The organism is Kitasatospora sp. SolWspMP-SS2h, assembly GCF_003259315.1.
GTDB classification, from domain to species: domain Bacteria; phylum Actinomycetota; class Actinomycetes; order Streptomycetales; family Streptomycetaceae; genus Kitasatospora; species Kitasatospora fiedleri.
This window is the reverse complement of sequence record NZ_QLLT01000008.1, coordinates 69,976-89,381: the sequence shown is the minus strand read 5'-3', so window position 1 is coordinate 89,381 and position 19,406 is coordinate 69,976. Positions and strand designations below refer to the sequence as shown.

Here is a 19,406-nt window from a genome sequence, read left to right as displayed (position 1 = left end):
CCGCCGCACGGCTTCACGGCGCCGGGTCGGGGACCCCCGTCACCACCACCGTCACCCGGCGGTCCCGCAACTCGCCCGCCCGCAGCAGCCCGTACACCGCCCACAGCGCCTTCGCCACGTACCTGCGCTCCACCGGCACCCCGTACGCGGCCTCGAACCAGCCGGCGAATCGTTCCAGCTCCGGGGGCACCCGCCCGTAGCCGCCGCCGTGCCAACCGTGGGCCAGCCGCCAGTTGGCGAACTCCCGCCCGCAACCGGCCCGGTGCAGCACCGTCACCTCGTCCTCCAGGTAGCCCTCCCCGCGCAGCACCGCCACGCCGAGCGCCTGCGGCCCCGCCGGCAGCCCCGCCGCGATGCCGGCCAGCGTGCCACCGGTGCCGACCGCGCAGCAGACCACGTCCCGCGAACCGAAGTCCGTGAGCTGGTCGGCGAGTTCACCGGCGATCACCGCGGCACCGCGCACGGCCAGGCCGTTGGAGCCGCCCTCGGGCAGCACGTAGTACCCCGCCCGCCGCTCAACCCGGCCACCCGCCACCGCCCGGTAGACGGAACGCTCGACGAACTCCAGCACCATCCCGTCCCGTTCGGCCCGCGCCAGCGACCAGTTGCGCGGCTGCCCGGCGAGTTCCGCCCCGCGGATCACCCCGACACTGGCCAATCCGAGCCCGCCCGCAGCCGCCGCCACCGCCCGCACGTGCGTGGAGTACGCCCCGCCATAGGTGAGCAGCCCCCGGGCCCCCTCCGCGACCGCCCGCTCCAGGTTGGGCGCGAGCTTGCGCCACTTGTTGCCGGGCACCGTGGGATGCGCCAGGTCGTCCCGCTTGAGCCACAGCTCCGCCCCCGCGGCGGCGAACTCCGGATCGTCGACCGGCATCAACGGCGTGGGCAGGACAGCGGCGGGAAGCATCCGCCCACCCTAGAGCCTGCCTCCCGGCAGCCCACCCGAGCGCCGCCCGGCGGTCCGACACCGCCGGGCACCGCCCGGCACCGCCCGCCGTCCGGCACGGCTCGCCGCCCGGCGGCCGAACCTCATCCGCCCTCCACCACTCCACCTCCCTCCCGCCGGGCATCGCTCGACCGCTCGACCGCTCGATCCTGTCCCGCTCTCCCTCTGCTGCTCCCCCTCGCCGACTGCCGGACCGTCAGAGCACTGCCACCCCCAGTGGCCGGTGGCCGGCCTCCACCCGGTGGGTGGCACCGCTGTCGAGGTCGACCAGGGTGATTCCGTCCCAGGAGCCGTCCCTGGTGAAGCCGCCGGTGACGTAGGCCGTGTGTCCGTCCGCCGAGAGCGCCACGTTCTCGTGCGGGATGCCGAGTGGGTAGATCCGTTCGCTGCCGTCGGGGTTGCGGACCGTCAGGCTGGGGCCCCGGTTGTCCTTGGTGATCGGGCCGGAGCCGACCACCAGCAGGCGTCCGTCCGGGGCGATGGTGACGCCGTGCTGATGGGTGTCGGCGGTCATCGGCTCGATGGCGACCTGGCCGGTGGCCGGGTCGACCACGGCGAGGCGCTCGCCCTCGAAGGGGAGCAGCAGTCTGCCGTCGCCCGGCCGGACCGCCGTGTAGTGCGGTTTCAGCCAGGAGCCGAGCCCGCCCTCGGTGCCGTAGGGCGCGACCTGGATCCGGCGGGTGGCCAGGCCGTCCGCCGCGACCACCGTCACGTCGAAGGAGTCGTGGCCGGTCGCGTAGACCTCCCGCCCGTCCGGCGAGACGTCGACGTCGAAGGGGCGCCGACCGATCGGGGCCGCGCCGGTGACCTCGCCCTTCGCGGTGTCGATGACCTCCAGCACGCCGTCGCCTCCCGGTATGTTCACGCCGACGTACAGCCGGGTGCCGTCGGGCGACAGGGCCAGCCCCATGCCGCCGCCCCGGTACTCGCCCGTGCCCGCGGGCCCGGCCCAGCTGCGGTACGGGATGCTCCGGAGCAGCGTGCGCGCCCGGGTGTCGATCTCGGCGACGCCCTCCGCGGTGCTCACCCAGGCCCGCCCGTCCGGCCCGACCGCCACCGCGTACGGCGCCGTGCCGACCCGCACCGAACCGACCGCTCCGTGCGTCGGGTCGACGAAGGTCGCGGTGTCAGACCCGAAGTCGGCCACCAGCAGCGTCCCGGCCGGGGTCGGTGCCGCGTCGGCCGATCGCGCGGCGGCGGGGGCGGAGGTGGGCACGGCGGGGGCTCCGGCCGCACCGTCGCCGTCCGGGTCGGCGCAGCCGGCCAGCAGGAGGGCCAGCACCGGCACGGCCGCCAGCAGCAGCCGCAACAGTGGACCGGTGCGGCAGGTGCGCCTGCGGCGGGTGGTCGTCATCCGGCGCCTCCGTTCTCCCGTTCGTTCCGGGCTCCGGCCCGGGTCCCGGCCCGAGTTCCGGCTCCGGCCTCGGCCTTCCGGAGCAGTTCGGCGAGGGTGCCGAAGCCGCGCCGTTCGGCGTGCCGCAGCGGTGTCACGCCGTCGGTGTCGGCGAGCCCCGGGTCCGCGCCCGCGGCGAGCAGCAGCCGGACGACCTCGGCGTGCGCGCTGCCGCCGTCGCCGAGGATCACGGCCTCCAGCAGGGCCGTCCAGCCCAGTCGGTTGACGTGGTCGACGTCGATGTCGGTCTCCGCCAGCACGGCTCGCACGTAGGCGACGTGGCCGCGCTCGGCGGCGGGTATCAGGCTCACCCCGCCGAACCGGTTGGTCAGCCCGAAGTCCGGCCCGGCGGGCAGCAGGGCGCGCATCATCGGCACGCTGCCGGTGACACCGGTGACCAGCCAGGGGCTGTCCTCCCGCTCGTCCTGGGCGTCCGGGTCCGCCCCGGCGGCGACCAGCAGTTCGGCGACGGGCACCCGGTCGGCGAGCGCCGCCAGCAGCAGGGGCGTCCGCCCGTGCGGATCGCGGGCCTCCGGGTCGGCGCCCGCCGCCAGGGCGGTCCGGGCGGCGTCGAGGTCGCCGGTGTGCGCGGCGGTGAGCAGGCGTCGGTCGTTGGCGGTGATCACGGTCCTCCTCCTGAGGGGCGGCAGGTACGGCACGGAATGCCTCGACAGATGCGGGCGGCGGGTGGGGGCGGGTCAGTCGACGTCCCGACTCCATATTTGCCCTGCCCCCGGCCCCACTTCGTCGGCGAACCGGCTCGACCCAGCGAGCGTTCCGGTGGACCCCCGCATCATCCGATCGGTCGATGCGCAGCCGCGCCCGTCCACATCACCGCAGCTCAGCGCGGCCCGGAAACGCCGAAGGCCCCCGCGCCGGTGCGCGGGGGCCTTCGGACGCGGATCAGAGCCCGGCTGCCGCGAACAGGGAGGTACTGGAGTCGCCGCCGGCCGGCCCGATGCCGTTCACGGGCGCGGCCCGCGTCCAGCGCCCGGCGACGTAGTCACCGTCCACCTCGATGATGTTCCCCGGGCCGTCCGAGTCCAGGGTGAACACCCGCAGGGTGCTGCCGTTCCCGGCGACCGTGACCTGGCCGACCTTGTTCATCCCGGTGGCGGCGCTGACGTCGCCCCAGTTGCTCCAGCGCCCGGCCGTGTAGTCGCCGGTCGCTTCGAGGAGCCGGTCCCACACCACGGCGAAGACGTGCAGCTTGCCGTCCGGCGTGGCCGCCACCCCGACCTGGACCGGCTTGGTGTACTGCGACGGCCAGGCGTAGCCGATCGATCCGGTCAGGTCGCCGCCGCTCCACCGGCCGCGGTTGTAGTCGCCGTCACCGATCCGGACGTGCCCGTCCGAGCAGACCATCGCCACGTGCAGCACGTTGCCGATGAACGCGGCGGACGCGCTGGTCGCGTTGGCCGGGAAGCCGAGCGCGCCGGTGACGTCGGCCCACTTCGTCCAGGTGCCGGCCGCCCGGTCGCCGTACGACTCGTACACCCGGCCGTTGGCGACCGCCAGGACGTGGATCCGGTTGCCGGTCGAGGCGGCCGAGACCTGGCTGATGCCGCTCAGTGCGCCCGCCCCGTTCGCACGGGTCACCTCGGTCCAGGGGAGCCACTGGCCCTGGGCCACTCCGCCGGCCGCCGGGCCGAGGTTGCGGTCGGCGCTGTACAGCTTGCCGTTCGCCAGCGCGAAGGCGCGCAGGTACTGGTCGGCGGTGGTCACCGAGGCCAGCGAGGTGACCTGCTTGGCGGGGAATCCGGCTCCGGGCACCGGCATGAACCCGCCCCACACGCCCGCGTCGTAGTTCGCCCCGGCGTCGCCGAGCCAGTCCTTGCTGTTGCGGATGAGCAGCTGCACCCGCCGACCGGGCTGCAGTGCCGCCGTGTCCCGGGCGCTCGCCACGTGTACGGTGCGCTTGGTGACCAGCGTCCGCCCGCTGTCGTCGCTGTCGGTGAGGGTCAGTTGGTAGTCGCCGGCCACCATGTACTGGTGGTAGTAGGCGCTCGACCCGTAGGTGCTGGACTCCTTGGGGGTGCCGTCGCCGAAGTCGATCTCCTCGGAGCTGAGGTACCACGGCGTGGTGACGTGCGGCAGGATCGTCGCGTACAGCCCCGGGTCGACCTCGATCGCGGGGTCGGCCGCGAGCTGGGTGGTGGCGACCTGGAAGGACGAACCGCTGGCTGAGGCCTTCGCGCCGTGCTTGTCGACGATGGTGAGGGAGGGTTGGAAAGTACCGGCCGTCAGGTAGGTGTGGGTGACCGTCGGCGAGGTGGAGTGCACCGTGGTGCCGTCACCGAAGGTGAACGCGTAGTCGGCCTGTTCGATCGGCCAGTCGCTCTGCACCGTGGCGGTGGCGGTCACGGTGAGCGGGGCGGTGAGCTTGGTCCCGCTCTGCCCGGAGGTCACCGCCAGGGTGACGCCCCGCTGGCCGGTGGCCTCGTACGCGCCCCGGTCCCGGATGCCCGGGTTGTCGGCCGCGTTCGGGTGGTCGGCGTAGGTGTAGCCCCTCAGGTCGGTGCCGACCCCGGGCGCGTCCGGATCGGCGGAGTCCGCCAGGACCGGGAGGAGGACCGGCAGCCGGGAGGACGGGATGTTGCAGTTCCCGTTGATGCAGCTGACGTCCACGTCGATGTCGTGCGCGCCCCGGCCGGTGGCCTGGAACGCTGCGACGGTCGGGTAGGGCGTCCCGCTCCAGGTGTAGGCGTTCGCGTCGGGCCACGGGTGGACGGAGTTGTAGTCCACCACGGTCCCGGCCGTGGACGCCGCGGACACCGAGATCTCGGTCTCGCCGCGGGTCGACCCCGCCGTACTGCAGCCGACCGGGGTGCCGGACCGCTGGGTGTACCCCGCGGTGATCACGTTGTTCTCGATCACCGCGTCGGGCGAGGCTCCATCGAGCCTGACGCTCTCCTCGCAGGAGAGGAGGATGGTGTTGTTGGTGATCGCGGTGCCCGGCGCGTCGACGGCCTTGACGGCGGCGGACGTGGTGTCGCTGAGCAGGTTCGCGGTGACCAGCGCGTGCTGGGTGCCGGCGCCGAGGTCGATCCCGCCGTGGTCCACGAAGGTGTTCCGGCTGATCGTGACGCCGTCGCTGCCGCCGGTGACCGCGAGGCGGCCGTCCGGGAACAGGCTGCCGTCGATGGTGACCCGGCTGCTGTTCTTCACCACGACGGACGGGTTGGCCGCGGTGCTGTCCTGGCTGTAGAAGCCGAAGCCGCGGAAGACCACGTCGTGCACGCCGTCCAGCGTGAGCGCGCTTCCCTGTGCCGGCTTCGGGTAGAGCGTCGGCTGTTCCGCCGCGCCGCTGTCCGTGAGCGGGGTGCCGAGGAAGACGATCGGCTGCTCCGGCGTACCGGAGCGGGTGAGGTGCACGGCCTCGTCGTAGGTGGTGATGCCGACGACCCGGACGGTCTGCCCGGGCCGGACGACGGCCGCGGCGGCGGAGATGGTGCAGAACGGCTGCGCGGCCGTGCCGCCGCCGGTGTCCGAGCAGGTGCCGCCCCAGTTGTTGACGTAGATGTCGGCCGGGGCCGCCTGCGCTGTCGAGACAGCGGGGACGGTGACGATGCCGGTCGCGGCGGCCACCGCGAGGACGGCCGACTGACGCAGGCTCAGAGGCACAGGCGCTTCTCCCAGGGGATGCCATCGGAAATTCGTCCGGCCGCACCAGCCGTGGAGGCGTGGTCGGAGCTGTCGCCCGTCCCCCGCCGCCCCGCGCGGTGCGGGAAACCGGCACAGCTTGGCACCCGGGCCGAGGCCCCGTCGAGCCGGTTTTCCGGAACATCCGGCAACGTCCGATTGTTCGGGTCCCACCGACGGGATCGGCGGGACCCGGTGCCGGCTGCGGCGGTGCGGATCAGCGGCCGGCCACGCTGAAGACGTCGAGACCGGTGGTGCCGAACGGGTCCACCGTGCCGGTGCCGGAGGGGCTGTCGACCCGGCGGTACGGGCTCCAGCGGCCGGCGGTGTAGTCGCCGTCGGCGGTCACCAGCGCCCCGTCGGTGGTGAGGGCGAAGAGGTGGAGGCTGTTGCCGGTGGCGGCCGCCCCGAGGCGGGTGGCATCGGGCATGGAGGTCGCGTTGGAGACGTTGCCCCAACCGCTCCAACCGCCGGATGCATAGTCTCCGGTCGTCTGGTGGATCTTGCCGTCGACCAGCGCGGCGAGCTGGAACCTCGAACCGGGGGTGACCGCCGCGACCAACTGCTGCGGGATCGCGGGGAGCCCTCCGATCTGGGCCGTCAGGTCGCCACCGCCCCAGCGACCGCGGTTGTAGTCGCCGTCGGCGACCCGGATCCGGCCGTTCCGGCTGAGCATCGCCACGTGCACCACGTTTCCGGTGGAGGCCGCCGCCACGCCGGTCACGTCCGCCGGGAAGCCGAGCGCGCCGGTGACGTCACCCCACCGGGTCCACTGCCAGAGGCCGCGCTCCGCGTGCGTCTCGTAGACCCGGCCGCCGGCCACCGCCACCAGGTGCACCTGGGAGCCGATCGTGGTGGCCGTCAGCTGCGTGACGCCCGGCAGCGCGCCGGCCCGGTCGGCGGCCGTCAGCTCCGACCAGGGGCCCCACTGGCCGGTGGCGAGGGTGCCGTCGTTCGGCCCGAGGTTGCGGTCGGCGAAGTGGATCCGGCTGTCGGAGCCCAGCCAGAACGACCGCAGGTACTGGTCCTGCGTGATGACCGAGGCGGTCGCCCCGGCCCGGCCGCTGGGCCGGCCGTCGCTCCGCACCGGCAGGAACGGCGCCCACCGGCCCTGCGTGTAGTTGGTGCCCGCGTTGACCGGCTGCCCGTTGTCCGCACGGAAGCCGAACAGTTGCACGCGCTCGCCCGCGGCGAGCGAGGCCGTGTACCCGGCGCTGGAGACCGTCACGGTCTTGTGGACCACGGTCTGCCGCAGGGACTCGTCGTTGACGATGGCGGTGATCTCGTAGGTGCCGGGCGCGGAGTACTGGTGCTGGGCGGGGAGGCCGGGCGGCACCTGGCCGTCGCCGTTGTTGTCGCGGTCCCCGAAGCTGACGAAGTAGTTGCTGTAAGGGGCGTACGGCGAGGAGACGGTCACCGTCACGCCGGCCCCGAGCTGCTCGTCCGTCCGGACGGCCAGCTCGGCGGTCAGGTTCCCCGCCGGCCGGACGTCGACCCGGGTGGACTCCGAGCTGACGGGTGTTCCGAGGGTGTCGGTCGCGGTGACGAAGGCGTTGTAGACGCCGGGAATGGTGTACGTGTGGCTGACGGTCGGCACGGGCGAGTCGAGCGTCGTGCCGTCCCCGAAGACGAAGCGGTAGTTGGCCTGCTGGACGTTCCAGGCGTTGTTCGCGGCGGCGGTGAGCGAGACGGCGAACGGGGCCGGCCCCTGCAGGGTCCGCACGCCGGCGGTCACGGTCAGCTTGACCGACCGCTGGCCGACCGACTCGAAGGCGCCCCGGTCCCGGACCCCGGCACCGGTGTTGGGGACGCCCGGGTGGTCGACGGCACCGCTGCCGAGGATGTCGGTGTCGACGCCCGGCGCGGTCGGGTCGGTCGAGTCGATCGCCGCGGTGGCCGAGTCCGGCAGGCGCAGGCGGCCGTCGCCGTTCGGGTTGAACGAGACGTCGAGGTCGATGTCGTGCCCGGCCTGGCCGGGGACGGCGGCGCCGAACGCGGCGGCGGTCGGGTACCCGGTGCCGGCCCAGGCGTAGGCCGAGCCGTCCGCCCACGGGTGGACGAGGTTGTAGTCGACCTTGGAGCCGCCGACCGACCCCGCGGACACCGCGATCTCCGCCTCGCCCCGGTCGGTCGCCGAGCAGGCCGCGGCCGGGGTGACGTCGGTGTCCGCCCCGTGCTCGGCGGAGATGACGTTGTTCTCGACCACCGCGCCGGGGGAGGCTCCGTCGATCCGCACGCTCTCGCCGCAGGAGAACGCGATGGTGTTGTTGGTGACCACGGTGCCGGGCGCGTCCGTGACGGCCACCGCCCGCGTCCTGCTCCGGTTGAACTCGTTGGCGGTGATCAGCGTCCGGCGGGAGCCCGCGCCGACGGACACCCCTCCGGTGAAGGCGAACCGGCTGCGGCTGACCGTGACCTCCGAACCGTCCCCGGCGATGTCCACGCCCGACAGCAGCGAGGTGGCGTACTCGTTCTGGTCGAGACTGATCCGGGAGGAGCCCCGGACCACCAGCGGGGACGCCTTCTGGTCGACGGGGTAGCCCCTGACCTGGAACCCGCGGACCACCACGTCGTGCACGCCCGTCAGCACGAACGCGCTGGCGGAGCCCGACGCCGGACGCAGGACCGGCCGCGCGCCCGGCGACTGGAACGACACGCCCTGGAAGGTGATCGGCCTCTCCGGCGTACCGGACCGAGTGAGCGTCACGCTCTCCTGGTAGAAGCCCGTCCCCGGCACGACCTGGACGGTCTGACCCGGCTCGACCACCGCCGCGGCCGCCGACACGGAGCAGAACGGCGCGGCCTCGGCGCCGCTGCCGGTGTCGGTGCAGGAACCGGAGAGGCGGTTCACGTAGAGCGTGGTGCCTGCTGTCTCCGCCGCGGCGTGGAAGGCGGGGAAGACGACGGCAGAGGTCGCGGCGGCGACGACGAGGGCGGCTGATTGGCGCAGGCGCACGGAACGGGCTCCAGGAGTGTGGTTGACGGAGAGCGCCACAGCTTCCCACCCGAACTAATGTCCAGTCGAGGTTTTATATGCGCTTCCTTTGCCCGCACTTGGACATGACGGCTCGACGGACCGTTCGGCGGAACCGACGGCCCGGCCCACCGGCGGCTCTGCGACGAAGGGCCGCCACTGGACTCGACGACGCGGCTGCGAGCCCGCCGGGCGGACCCGGTCGAAGCGGGTGTGGACGGGGTGGCCCGGGTGCAGGGGGACGGGGTCGGCGGTCGGCTCGCACCGTTCGCCGAAGGAGCCGCCCCGCGTCCACGAGGCGACCACTGGAGGGTGAATTTACGGCCCCGAGGAGGTCGAGTGACGGTCCGATGCTCTACGATTTGCGTGACGCGATCAGCGTTTCGCCTGATCAGGGGGCCGGTTCCGCTGACGCGCCGTCAGCGACCGAGGTAGGGCGGGTGGGACTCGAACCCACGACCAAGGGATTATGAGTCCCCTGCTCTAACCGGCTGAGCTACCGCCCCCCGACTCGACCCGCCGGGGCCGACGACGCGGTCCTGGCAGCAGCAGACGGCCCCTCAGGGCCGTCCCCGGCAGCATAGCCGGTCGATCACCGGTGGTGCGCGCCGGGGGCGCATCCGGGTACGCCGGGTCCGCGGCCCCGCGCAACGGCACTGCCGACCCGGCGCACCGGCGGTGGCGGACCGGTGGTGACGGGCCGTCCGACGGCGGGTGACGCCCGGTCTCCGGATTGGCCCGAGCGCGAGCGGGAGCGAGCGGCCGGGTGTCGGGGACGGCCGTCGGGCCTCGGTTGCCCGGCCCGTGCGGGCCCTGGTAGATCTTGCTGGGACCACCCGTCCGGCATCCCGGGCGGGCCGCCGAGCGGAAGGGAGCGACGGTGTCGCGCACCTCCCCCGGACCCGGCGCGTTCCCGGCCGCGGCCGTCGGCGCGCTGGCGCTGCTGCTGGCCGCGACCGCGGCCGGTTGCGGCTCCGCCGAGCAGGCCGGCGACGGGCAGCAGGGGCAGGCCGTCGCCCGTCCCGCCGCCGCCGGTCCGGCCGCCGACCGGGTCGGCGCGCTGTTCGTCGGCGGCCCCGACGGCGCCCGCGCCTGCACCGCCGGGGTGGTGCACAGCCCCGGCCGGAACCTGCTGGTCACCGCCGCCCACTGCGCGGCCCCCGGCGGCGTCCGGACCGACGGCCTGGTGTTCGTCCCCGGCTACCGGGACGGCCGGGCCCCGCACGGGACGTGGCCGGTCACCGAGGTGACCGTCGACCCGGACTGGGAGGCCAGGCAGGACGAGGACCACGACGTCGCCTTCCTGGCCGTCGGGGCGCTCGACGGCGAGCAGGTCGAGGACGCGGTGGGCGCCGACGCACTCGCCGTCGGCCTCGGCTCCGGGCTGGACGTCACTGTCACCGGCTATCCCAACCAGGACGACGCCCCGATCACCTGCCGGGCCCGCACCTCCTCGTACAGCGCCACCCAGCAGCGCTTCGACTGCGCCGGGTTCACCGACGGCACCAGCGGCAGCCCGTGGGTCACCGACGCGGGCCGGGTGGTCGGGGTGATAGGGGGCCACCAGGAGGGCGGGATCAGCCCGGACACCTCGTACAGCGTGGCCTTCGACGCGCACGTCACCGACCTGTACCGACGGGCCTCCGGCTGAGCCGGGCCGGTTCCGGGAGCCCGCTCCGGTGACGCCTGGACCGGGTGACGCCCGCCCGGGAAACACGAAGGCCCCTCGGCGTTGCCGAAGGGCCCTCGCTCTGTACCGATCACCGCGACTTCCGGTGAAGCTCCCCCAATTGGACTCGAACCAATAACCTGCCGATTAACAGTCGGCTGCTCTGCCAATTGAGCTATGGGGGACCGCGCTCCTCCAATTGGACTCGAACCAATAACCTGCCGATTAACAGTCGGCTGCTCTGCCAATTGAGCTATGGAGGATCGTGCTTCCGCCTCGCCCACCCCGGTCTCCGGATCGCTCCGGGGCCCACGGTGCTCGCTGCGGGACATACATTAGCGCACTCAGGGGGGTGTTCCGCCAATCGCTTTGCCCGGCCCGCCCGCCCGCCCCGCGGCCACCTGCTCCCCCACCGCGGGGCCGCCTGCGCCCCGCCTTCGCCCCGCCCGGTCCGGCGCGCCCCGCGCGCGCCCCGCGATGCGGACGGGGATGCTGGTGCACGGCGGCTCCGGCCGCCCCGGACCCGCCACCGGAAGGGTGGTTCACGGCCCGGCCGGACGGGTAGACGCGGCACACAGACGCGCGGCGACGAAGGGTGGAACCAGGGCATGTGGAAGGTGTCGTTGTTGGTGGGTCTCGGGATCGGGTACGTCCTCGGCACCCGGGCCGGGCGCGAACGCTACGAGCAGCTGGCCGGCGCGGCCCGGCACGTGCGGGACAACCCGCGGGTGCAGGACGCGGCGGAGAAGGCCAAGCAGCAGGCCGGTGCGGTGGCCGGGAAGGCCGCCGGGGTGGTCGCCGACAAGGTCGGCGAGAAGCTGCCGAACGCGCTGACCGAGCGCGTCCCGTACTTCGCCAAGCAGCACGGCGAGGACGACGGCTGGGGCACCGTGCGCCCCTGAGCCGTGGAGCCCCGCTGAGCTGGGGCGGACGGTCGCCGGACGGGGTGGTTCCGGTACCGACTGGGCAACACTTGCGGCAGTCGGTCCCGCCCCGGCCGTCGACTGCGGCATGATCTCGGCATGGCCATCGTCGCGGGCATCGACAGCTCCACCACTCGCACCCGGATCGTCGCGTGCGACGCCGACACCGGCGCCGTGCTGCGGCAGGGCCGGGCTCCGCACCCGCTGCCGGAGGGCGAGGACGCCAGAAGCACCGAGGTCGACCCGCAGAACTGGCTGCACTCGCTGGGCGACGCCGCCGCCGGGGGCCTGCTGGAGGGGGTCCGGGCGATCGGGGTCTCCGCCCAGCAGCACGGGCTGATCGGGCTGGACGCGGGCGGCGTGCTGGTGCGCCCCGCGCTGCTGTGGAACGACCCCCGCTCGGCGGGTTCGGCGGCCGCGCTGCTGGACGCGCTGGGCGGCCCGCAGCCCTGGGTGGAGGCGATCGGCGCAGTGCCGGGCCCCACCTACACCATCGCCAAGCTGCGCTGGCTGGCCGAGTTCGAACCGGTGTCGGCGCAGCGGATCGCCGAGGTGCTGCTGCCGCACGACTGGCTGGTCTCCCAGCTGCTGGGCGGGGCCCGGCGGCGCACCACGGACCGCGGCGACGCCTCCGGCACCGGCTACTGGTCGCCGATCACCGGCGAGTACCGGCAGGACCTGGTCAAGCTGGCGCTCGGCCACGAGCTGAACCTCCCGGACGTGCTCGGCCCGGCCGAGCCCGCCGGGCACACCCCCGAGGGGCTGCTGATCTCGGCCGGCACCGGGGAGAACATGGCGGCCTCGCTGGGCCTCGGGCTGGGCCCGGGCGACGCGGTGGTGTCGCTGGGCGGCAACGGCACGATCTTCGCGGTGCACGACCGGGCGGTGGTCGACCCGTCCGGCCTGGTCTCCTCGTTCGCGGACGCCACCGGCCGGCACCTGCCGATGGTGGCCACCCTGAACGCCGCGCAGGTGCTGCGCTCCACCGCCGCGATGCTCGGCACCGACCTGGCGGGCCTGTCCGAACTGGCCCTGCAGTCCTCGCCCGGCGCGTACGGGATGGTCTTCCTGCCCTACCTGGACGGCGAGCGGACCCCGAAGCTGCCGCACGCGGCGGGCACCCTGACCGGGCTGCGGGTCGAGTCGATGGCGCCGCAGCACGTGGCGCGGGCCGCCGTCGAGGGCATGCTGTGCAACCTGGCGGAGGCGCTGGACGTGCTGCGCGGGCACGGGGTGGCGGTGAACCGGGTGTTCCTGCTGGGGACGGCCGGACGGCTGCCCGCCGTGCAGCAGATCGCGCCGCAGCTGTTCGGCCTGCCCGTGGCGGTCCCCCCGCCGGGCGGCGACCACGCGGCGCGCGGCGCGGCCCGGCAGGCTGCTTGGGCGCTCGCCGGGACGCCCGAGCCCCCGCACTGGGAGCTGCCCGACCTGACCGTGCTCGCCCCCGACCGGGAGCACGACCTGGCGGTCGGCGGCGCGGTGCGCCAGCAATTCGCGGCGGTGCGCGAGCAGTACCACCCGGAGACCGCCGCCGCCTGACCCGCCCCGGCCGCGCTTCGGTCCCGCCGCGGGCGGACGTGCGCGGGCGGACGTGCGGGGGCGGCGGGCCGGTGCCACCGTGGAGGTTCCACGAGTGGAGGGACGGTTCGCCATGGCGCTGCACAAGGGACAGGGCGAGGAGGACCGCACACTGCCGGTCAGCCCGCTGCACGCGCTGACCGATCCGCTGGGCGCGATGCAGCTGGCACCGGCGCTGCACCAACTGCCCCGGGTGCCGATCCCGCCGGACGTCGCCTATCAGTTGATCCACGACGAGCTGATGCTGGACGGCAACGCCAAGCTCAACCTGGCGACCTTCGTCACCACCCAGATGGACGAGCACGCGGACCGGCTGATGGCCGAGTGCTCCGACAAGAACATGATCGACAAGGACGAGTACCCGCAGACCGCCGAACTGGAGCGGCGCTGCGTGGCGATCCTCGCCGACCTGTGGCACGCGCCCGACCCGTCGGCCGCGGTGGGCTGCTCGACCACCGGCTCCAGCGAGGCGTGCATGCTCGCCGGGATGGCGCTCAAGCGGCGCTGGACGACCCGCAACGCCGACCGGTACGCCGCCGGGGCCCGGCCGAACCTGGTGATGGGCGTCAACGTGCAGGTCTGCTGGGAGAAGTTCTGCAACTTCTGGGAGGTCGAGGCGCGGCTCGTCCCGATGGCGGGCGACCGCTTCCACCTGAGCGCCGAGGAGGCGGTGGCGCACTGCGACGAGAACACCATCGGCGTGGTCGGCATCCTCGGCTCCACCTTCGACGGCTCGTACGAGCCGGTCGCCGAGATCTGTGCCGCCCTGGACGCCTTCCAGCAGCGCACCGGGCTGGACGTGCCGGTGCACGTGGACGGGGCGTCGGGCGGCATGGTGGCGCCGTTCCTGGACCCGGAGCTGGTCTGGGACTTCCGGCTGCCCCGGGTGGCCTCGATCAACACCAGCGGGCACAAGTACGGGCTGGTGTACCCGGGCGTCGGCTGGGCGCTGTGGCGGGACGGGGCGGCGCTGCCCGAGGAACTGGTGTTCAAGGTCAACTACCTGGGCGGCGAGATGCCGACCTTCGCGCTGAACTTCTCCCGGCCGGGCGCCGAGGTGGTCGCCCAGTACTACGCGTTCCTCCGGCTCGGGTTCGGCGGGTACCACGCGATCCAGCAGGCCTGCCGGGACGTCGCCGGGTACCTGGCCGGGGAGATCGCCGGGCTCGGGCCGTTCCGGATGATCACCAGGGGCGACCAGCTGCCGGTGTTCGCGTTCACCACCGTCGACGACTGCCCGTTCGACGTGTTCGACGTCTCGCGGCGGCTGCGCGAACGCGGCTGGCAGGTGCCCGCGTACACCTTCCCGGAGGGGCGGACCGACCTGGCGGTGCTGCGGGTGGTGTGCCGCAACGGGTTCACCCGGGACCTGGCGGACCTGCTGCTGGCCGACCTGCGGCGGCTGCTGCCCGAGCTGGAGCGCCAGCCCGCGCCGCTCAGCGCGCTGGGGATGCCGCCGCGCAGCGGGTTCCACCACTGAGACCCCCGGCCCGGCCCGGCCCGGCTCGAAGCGGGGTGCGGGTGCGCGTCCGCTCGACGGCGCGTCGGCGCTCTGGCGAGGCCGGGCCGTCGGGCGTCAGTCGAGGTAGCCGCGGAGCTGGTCGGCGAAGGCGTGGTCGCGGAGCTTGCCGAGCGTCTTCGCCTCGATCTGGCGGATCCGCTCCCGGGTCACCCCGAACAGGTGGCCGATCTCCTCCAGGGTGCGGGGGCGGCCGTCGTCGAGACCGTAGCGGAGCTGGACCACCTGGCGCTCGCGCTCGCCGAGGGTGGCCAGCACCGCCTCCAGGTGCTCGCGCAGCAGCAGGAAGGCGGCGCTCTCCGCCGGGGAGGCCGCGTCGGCGTCCTCGATCAGGTCGCCGAGGGCGATGTCGTCCTCCGCGCCGACCGGGGTGTGCAGGGAGACCGGCTCCTGGGCCAGCCGACGGATCTCCCGGACCCGCTCCGGCGACAGTTGCAGCGCCGCCCCGACCTCGGCGGCGGTCGGCTCCACGCCGCGCTCCTGCAGCATCGAGCGCTGCACCCGCAGCACCCGGTTGATCAGCTCCACGACGTGCACCGGCACCCGGATGGTGCGGGCCTGGTCGGCGAGGGCGCGGCTCATCGCCTGGCGGATCCACCAGGTGGCGTAGGTCGAGAACTTGTAGCCGCGCGCGTAGTCGAACTTCTCCACCGCCCGGATCAGGCCCAGGTTCCCCTCCTGGACCAGGTCGAGCAGGGTCAGGCCGCGCCCGACGTGGCGCTTGGCGACCGAGACGACCAGCCGCAGGTTGGCCTCGATCAGGCGGCGCTTGGCGATCCGGCCCAGCACCACCAGCCGGTCCAGGTCGCCGAGCAGGCGCTCGTCGGCGTCCGGGACGTGGTTCAGCGCCTCCTCCGCGAACAGGCCGGCCTCGATGGCGCGGGCCAGCTCCACCTCCTCGACGGCGGTGAGCAGCCTGATCCGGCCGATCTCGCGCAGGTACTGGCGCAGCAGGTCGGCGGCCGGGCCGGTGCCCTCGTCCAGCGCGGGTTCCGGCGGCTCGTCGGCGAGCTCCTCGACGGCGGGCTCCTCGACGGCGGGCTCACCGGCGGCGGGCTCCTCGACGGCGGGCTCACCGGCGGCGGGCTCACCGGGGAAAAGGCCGTCGGCGGTCGGGGTGGCCTCCTCGGCAACGGAGCCGGTGGGGCCGGTGTCCGGGCCGGGGGCGGGCACGACGGTGAGCTCGGGGACGGGCGGGCCGGGCTGGGGCGGGATCGCGGCGTCCCGGGCCGGGGCGGTCTGGGCCGGGCGGGCAACGGAAAGCTCCACGGGCATCCCTCCAGGGGCCGCGCGCGGCATGGGGGTTGCCGCGCCACACCCGAGGGGATACCCAGCGCGGCGGGCCCGGGCACCTGCGAGCGGTCGCGAGGTGGGCGAACGGCACCCTCCAGGCCTGCGGGTGCCGCGAGTTGACGCCCGGTCAGGCTGGGTCAGAGCGCGGCGGCGCCGCGGGACCGGAGCTGCTGGCCGTACTGCTGCAGGGCCCACAGCTCGCTCTGCACCGGGTGCTGCTCCTCGGCGGTGGCCCGGTCGCCGAGCCGGCGCAGGTGGGCGCGGACCTCGTCGATCCGGCGGTCCACGGCCTGCAGCCGCAGCTTGACCAGGAACTCCCCCGCGTACAGCTGGTCGGCCTTGCGGCGGGAGCGGATCGGCTCGACGGTCAGCTCGGTGACCAGGCCGCGCACCTGGTCGTCCGGGCTGGCCTCGCGGACGGCGGCGGTGAAGTCGGGCAGGCTCGCGCCGTACGCGGTGCCGCCGACCTGGCCGATCGCGCGGCGGACGGCCCGGTAGGGCGGGGTGGGGAACTCGTCCTCGCCGTACTGGTCGAAGGCCGGGCTGACCAGGTCGGGGTGCTGGAGGGCGAGCTTGAGCAGTTCGCGTTCGACGAACTGGGCCGGGTCGCGCGGGTTGAGCCGGAAGACCGGCCGCTCCGGGCGGGCGGGCTGCGGGGCGGCGTCGGGGCGGCGCAGCGTGCGCTGCGGGCCGCTCTGCTGGTTCTCGCGCTGCCAGCGGGCCAGCTGGGCGATCCGGTTGACCACGAAGCGCTCGTCCAGGATGCCGACCATGCCGGCCAGTTGGACGGCGTACTCGTGCTGGATCGAGCGGTCCTTGATCTTGACGATGATCCCGGCGGCCTCCTCCAGGGCGGCGGCCCGGCCCTCTGCGGTGTCCACCCGGTGCCGGGCGACGGCGGAGCGGAGCGCGAACTCGAACAGCGGGACGGGGTGGTCCACCAGGGCGCGGACCGCCTCGTCGCCCTGGGCCAGGCGCAGTTCGCACGGGTCCATGCCGCCCGGGGTGATGGCGATGGAGGTGCGGGCGGCGAACTTCTGGTCGTCCTCGAAGGCGCGCAGGGCGGCCTTCTGACCGGCCGCGTCGCCGTCGAAGGTGAAGACCGTCTCGCCGCGGTAGCCCGCGGTGGAGGTGGTGTCCATCAGCAGCCGGCGGATGATCTTGATGTGGTCCTCGCCGAAGGCGGTGCCGCAGGTGGCCACCGCCGTGGTGACGCCCGCCAGGTGACAGGCCATCACGTCGGTGTAGCCCTCGACCACCACCGCCCGGCCGGACTTGGCGATCTCCTTGCGGGCCAGGTCGATTCCGTACAGGACGTTCGACTTCTTGTAGAGCGGCGTCTCGGGGGTGTTCAGGTACTTCGGGCCGTTGTCGTCCTCGCGCAGCCGGCGCGCGCCGAAGCCGACCACGTCGCCCGAGCTGTCCCGGATCGGCCAGACCAGGCGGCCCCGGAAGCGGTCGATCAGGCCGCCGCGCTGGCCCTGCGAGGCCAGGCCGCCGACCGAGATCTCCTTGTCGGTGAAGCCGCGACCGCGCAGGAAGCGCACCAGGTGCTCCCAGCCGGCCGGGGCGTAGCCCACCCCGAAGTGCTTGGCGGCGGCCTCGTCGAAGCCCCGCTCGGCCAGGAAGCGGCGGCCGATCTCGGCCTCGGGCGTGGCCAGTTGCTCCTGGAACCAGGCGGCGGCCACCTTGTGCGCCTCGACCAGCCTGGTCCGCTCGCCCTGCTGGTGGCGCGGGCTGTAGCCGCCCTCCTCGTAGCGCAGGGTGATGCCCGCCTGGGCGGCCATCCGCTCGACCGCCTCCGCGAACGAGCAGTGCTCGATCTTCATCAGGAAGGTGATCGTGTCGCCGGACTCGCCGCAGCCGAAGCAGTGGAAGACGCCCTTGCCCGGGTGCACGTAGAAGGACGCCGACTTCTCGTCGTGGAACGGGCAGACGCCTTTCAGCTGCGCCCCACCACCGGCCGCCAGCTGCACGTAGTCGCCGACCACGGCGTCGATCGGCAGGGCGGCACGCACCGCCTGCACATCCTCGTCCCTGATCCGACCGGCCACCCGGGAAGTCTACGGGAGCGGGGCTGACACTCCGGGGCCCCGGCCCGGGGCCGAGTGGGGCTGCCGGGCGGCGGGGCCGCCGATCGGCCGAGGGCTCGCGGGCGACTCAGGGCTGCCGGGTGACCAGCTTCGCGTGCAGGGCGAGCGCGGAGGCGTCGGTGAGGGTGGCGATCTGGTCGATCACGCTGCGCAGCGCGGCCCGGTCGTCCTCGGCCTCCGCGTACTGGGCGGCGAACACCGGGTCCAGGCGGTGCGGGGCGTCGACCATCAGGGCGTCGGCCAGCTCGGCGATCACCACCCGCTGGCGGGAGCGGAGTTGGGCCTGCTCGGCGCGCTGCATCACGTACCGGACGGCGACCGCCTTGAGCACCGCGCACTCCAGCCGGACGCCGTACGGGACGACCAGCTCGGCGGCGTACCGGGTGAGCGGGCCGGGGCCGTAGCGGGCCCGGGTGGCCTGCTCGGCGGCCAGGCAGAAGCGGCCGATCAGCTGGCTGGTGAGGTCCTTCAGGCCGGCCCGGGCGCGGGCGGTGCCGTCGTAGCCGGCCGGCCACCAGTCCTCGGCCTGCAGGCGGTCGAGCGCCTCGCCGAACTCCTCCGGGCCGGCTCCGGGGACGAACCGCTCGGCGGTCTTGAACAGCTCGGCGCGCTCCTCCGGGGAGCGCAGCGCGGCCGGGTCAATGTGGCCGGCCTGCAGGCCGTCCTCCACGTCGTGGGTGGAGTACGCGACGTCGTCGGACCAGTCCATCACGGTGGCCTCGAAGCACTTGCGGCCGTCGGGCGCGCCGGTGCGCAGCCAGCGGAACACCGGCAGGTCGTCCCCGTACACGCCGTACTTGGTGGACCCGGGGTCGGCCGGGTGCTGGCCGCGCGGCCACGGGTACTTGGTCGCGGCGTCCAGCGCGGCGCGGGTCAGGTTCAGGCCGACGCTGCGGCCGGGCCACGGGGAGAGCCGGACCTCGGGCTCGTCCAGCGGAGCGAAGCGCTTGGGCTCCAGCCTGGTCAGGATGCGCAGCGACTGCGCGTTGCCCTCGAAGCCGCCGCAGGCCCGGGCGGCCTGGTCGAGCGCCTCCTCGCCGGTGTGGCCGAACGGCGGGTGGCCAATGTCGTGGGCCAGGCAGGCGGTCTCCACCAGGTCCGGGTCGCAGCCGAGCGCCGCGCCCAGCTCGCGGCCGACCTGCGCGCACTCCAGCGAGTGCGTCAGCCGGGTGCGCGGGAAGTCGCTGCGCATCGGCGCGACCACCTGGGTCGTCCCGGCCAGCCGGCGCAGCGCGGCGGAGTGCAGCACCCGGGCGCGGTCCCGTTGGAAGGCGGTGCGGCCGGGCCGCTTGTCGGGCTCGGGCACCCAGCGCGCCTCGGACTGCGGATCGTACGGAGCGGTGTTCTTCATATGCCAGTCACCGTACGCCGAACGA

The 19,406-nt window shown here is 74.1% G+C and carries 12 protein-coding genes and 3 tRNA genes; 4 read left to right on the top strand and 11 right to left on the bottom strand.

Annotated elements, in window-relative coordinates; all coding sequences use genetic code 11:
- Positions 1-13 precede the first annotated feature (13 nt).
- From K353_RS11720 to K353_RS11695, 6 genes are all read right to left on the bottom strand, one after another.
- Complete coding sequence (locus K353_RS11720; RefSeq protein ID WP_111553519.1) at positions 14-907, bottom strand: 1-aminocyclopropane-1-carboxylate deaminase/D-cysteine desulfhydrase; 894 nt, start codon at positions 905-907, stop codon at positions 14-16.
- A gap of 235 nt (positions 908-1,142) precedes the next feature.
- Positions 1,143-2,300: a YncE family protein gene (locus tag K353_RS11715; RefSeq protein ID WP_111553518.1), complete on the bottom strand. Its 1,158-nt coding sequence runs from the start codon at positions 2,298-2,300 to the stop codon at positions 1,143-1,145.
- Positions 2,297-2,962, bottom strand: a complete 666-nt coding sequence (locus K353_RS11710; RefSeq protein ID WP_111553663.1) for an ankyrin repeat domain-containing protein — start codon at positions 2,960-2,962, stop codon at positions 2,297-2,299. The genes K353_RS11715 and K353_RS11710 overlap by 4 nt, the downstream gene beginning before the upstream one ends.
- Positions 2,963-3,242: 280 nt before the next feature.
- Positions 3,243-5,963, bottom strand: coding sequence for a PKD domain-containing protein (locus K353_RS11705; RefSeq protein WP_111553517.1), 2,721 nt, complete (start codon positions 5,961-5,963; stop codon positions 3,243-3,245).
- Positions 5,964-6,198: 235 nt separating this feature from the next.
- Positions 6,199-8,937: a PKD domain-containing protein gene (locus tag K353_RS11700; RefSeq protein WP_158585392.1), complete on the bottom strand. Its 2,739-nt coding sequence runs from the start codon at positions 8,935-8,937 to the stop codon at positions 6,199-6,201.
- A 450-nt stretch (positions 8,938-9,387) separates the two neighbouring features.
- Positions 9,388-9,461 (bottom strand) — tRNA-Ile (locus K353_RS11695).
- Between the two features lie 374 nt (positions 9,462-9,835).
- On the opposite strand from K353_RS11695, the gene K353_RS11690 reads away from it, so the two are divergent.
- Positions 9,836-10,606: a serine protease gene (locus K353_RS11690; protein WP_111553515.1), complete on the top strand. Its 771-nt coding sequence runs from the start codon at positions 9,836-9,838 to the stop codon at positions 10,604-10,606.
- A gap of 130 nt (positions 10,607-10,736) precedes the next feature.
- On the opposite strand, the gene K353_RS11685 is transcribed toward K353_RS11690, so the two are convergent.
- Both K353_RS11685 and K353_RS11680 read right to left on the bottom strand, forming a co-directional pair.
- Positions 10,737-10,809 (bottom strand) — tRNA-Asn (locus tag K353_RS11685).
- Positions 10,810-10,814: 5 nt separating this feature from the next.
- Positions 10,815-10,887 (bottom strand) — tRNA-Asn (locus K353_RS11680).
- 366 nt (positions 10,888-11,253) lie between these two features.
- Here K353_RS11680 and K353_RS11675 point away from each other — a divergent pair.
- From K353_RS11675 to K353_RS11665, 3 genes are all read left to right on the top strand, one after another.
- A complete protein-coding gene (locus K353_RS11675; protein WP_111553514.1) occupies positions 11,254-11,526 on the top strand; it encodes a hypothetical protein in 273 nt (90 codons plus the stop codon).
- A gap of 120 nt (positions 11,527-11,646) precedes the next feature.
- On the top strand, positions 11,647-13,086 hold the full coding sequence (locus K353_RS11670) for an FGGY family carbohydrate kinase (RefSeq protein WP_111553513.1): 1,440 nt from the start codon (positions 11,647-11,649) through the stop codon (positions 13,084-13,086).
- Positions 13,087-13,198: 112 nt separating this feature from the next.
- The gene (locus tag K353_RS11665; protein WP_111553662.1) at positions 13,199-14,605 is read left to right on the top strand and encodes a glutamate decarboxylase; all 1,407 of its coding nucleotides are present in this window, start codon (positions 13,199-13,201) and stop codon (positions 14,603-14,605) included.
- Positions 14,606-14,701: 96 nt separating this feature from the next.
- Here the strand turns inward: K353_RS11665 and K353_RS11660 are convergent, their stop codons facing one another.
- From K353_RS11660 to K353_RS11650, 3 genes are all read right to left on the bottom strand, one after another.
- A complete protein-coding gene (locus tag K353_RS11660) occupies positions 14,702-15,919 on the bottom strand; it encodes an RNA polymerase sigma factor (RefSeq protein ID WP_111553512.1) in 1,218 nt (405 codons plus the stop codon).
- Between the two features lie 155 nt (positions 15,920-16,074).
- Positions 16,075-17,991, bottom strand: coding sequence for a DNA primase (gene dnaG / locus K353_RS11655; protein ID WP_111553511.1), 1,917 nt, complete (start codon positions 17,989-17,991; stop codon positions 16,075-16,077).
- Positions 17,992-18,097: 106 nt separating this feature from the next.
- A complete protein-coding gene (locus tag K353_RS11650) occupies positions 18,098-19,381 on the bottom strand; it encodes a deoxyguanosinetriphosphate triphosphohydrolase (RefSeq protein WP_111553510.1) in 1,284 nt (427 codons plus the stop codon).
- Positions 19,382-19,406 lie beyond the last annotated feature (25 nt).

Coding starts and splice junctions, on each gene's coding strand:
- K353_RS11660 (WP_111553512.1), bottom strand. CDS start 15,919: ATGCCCGTGGAGCTTTCCGTTGCCCGCCCGGCCCAGACCGCCCCGGCC.
- K353_RS11670 (WP_111553513.1), top strand. CDS start 11,647: ATGGCCATCGTCGCGGGCATCGACAGCTCCACCACTCGCACCCGGATC.
- K353_RS11720 (WP_111553519.1), bottom strand. CDS start 907: ATGCTTCCCGCCGCTGTCCTGCCCACGCCGTTGATGCCGGTCGACGAT.
- K353_RS11665 (WP_111553662.1), top strand. CDS start 13,199: ATGGCGCTGCACAAGGGACAGGGCGAGGAGGACCGCACACTGCCGGTC.
- K353_RS11715 (WP_111553518.1), bottom strand. CDS start 2,300: ATGACGACCACCCGCCGCAGGCGCACCTGCCGCACCGGTCCACTGTTG.
- K353_RS11650 (WP_111553510.1), bottom strand. CDS start 19,381: ATGAAGAACACCGCTCCGTACGATCCGCAGTCCGAGGCGCGCTGGGTG.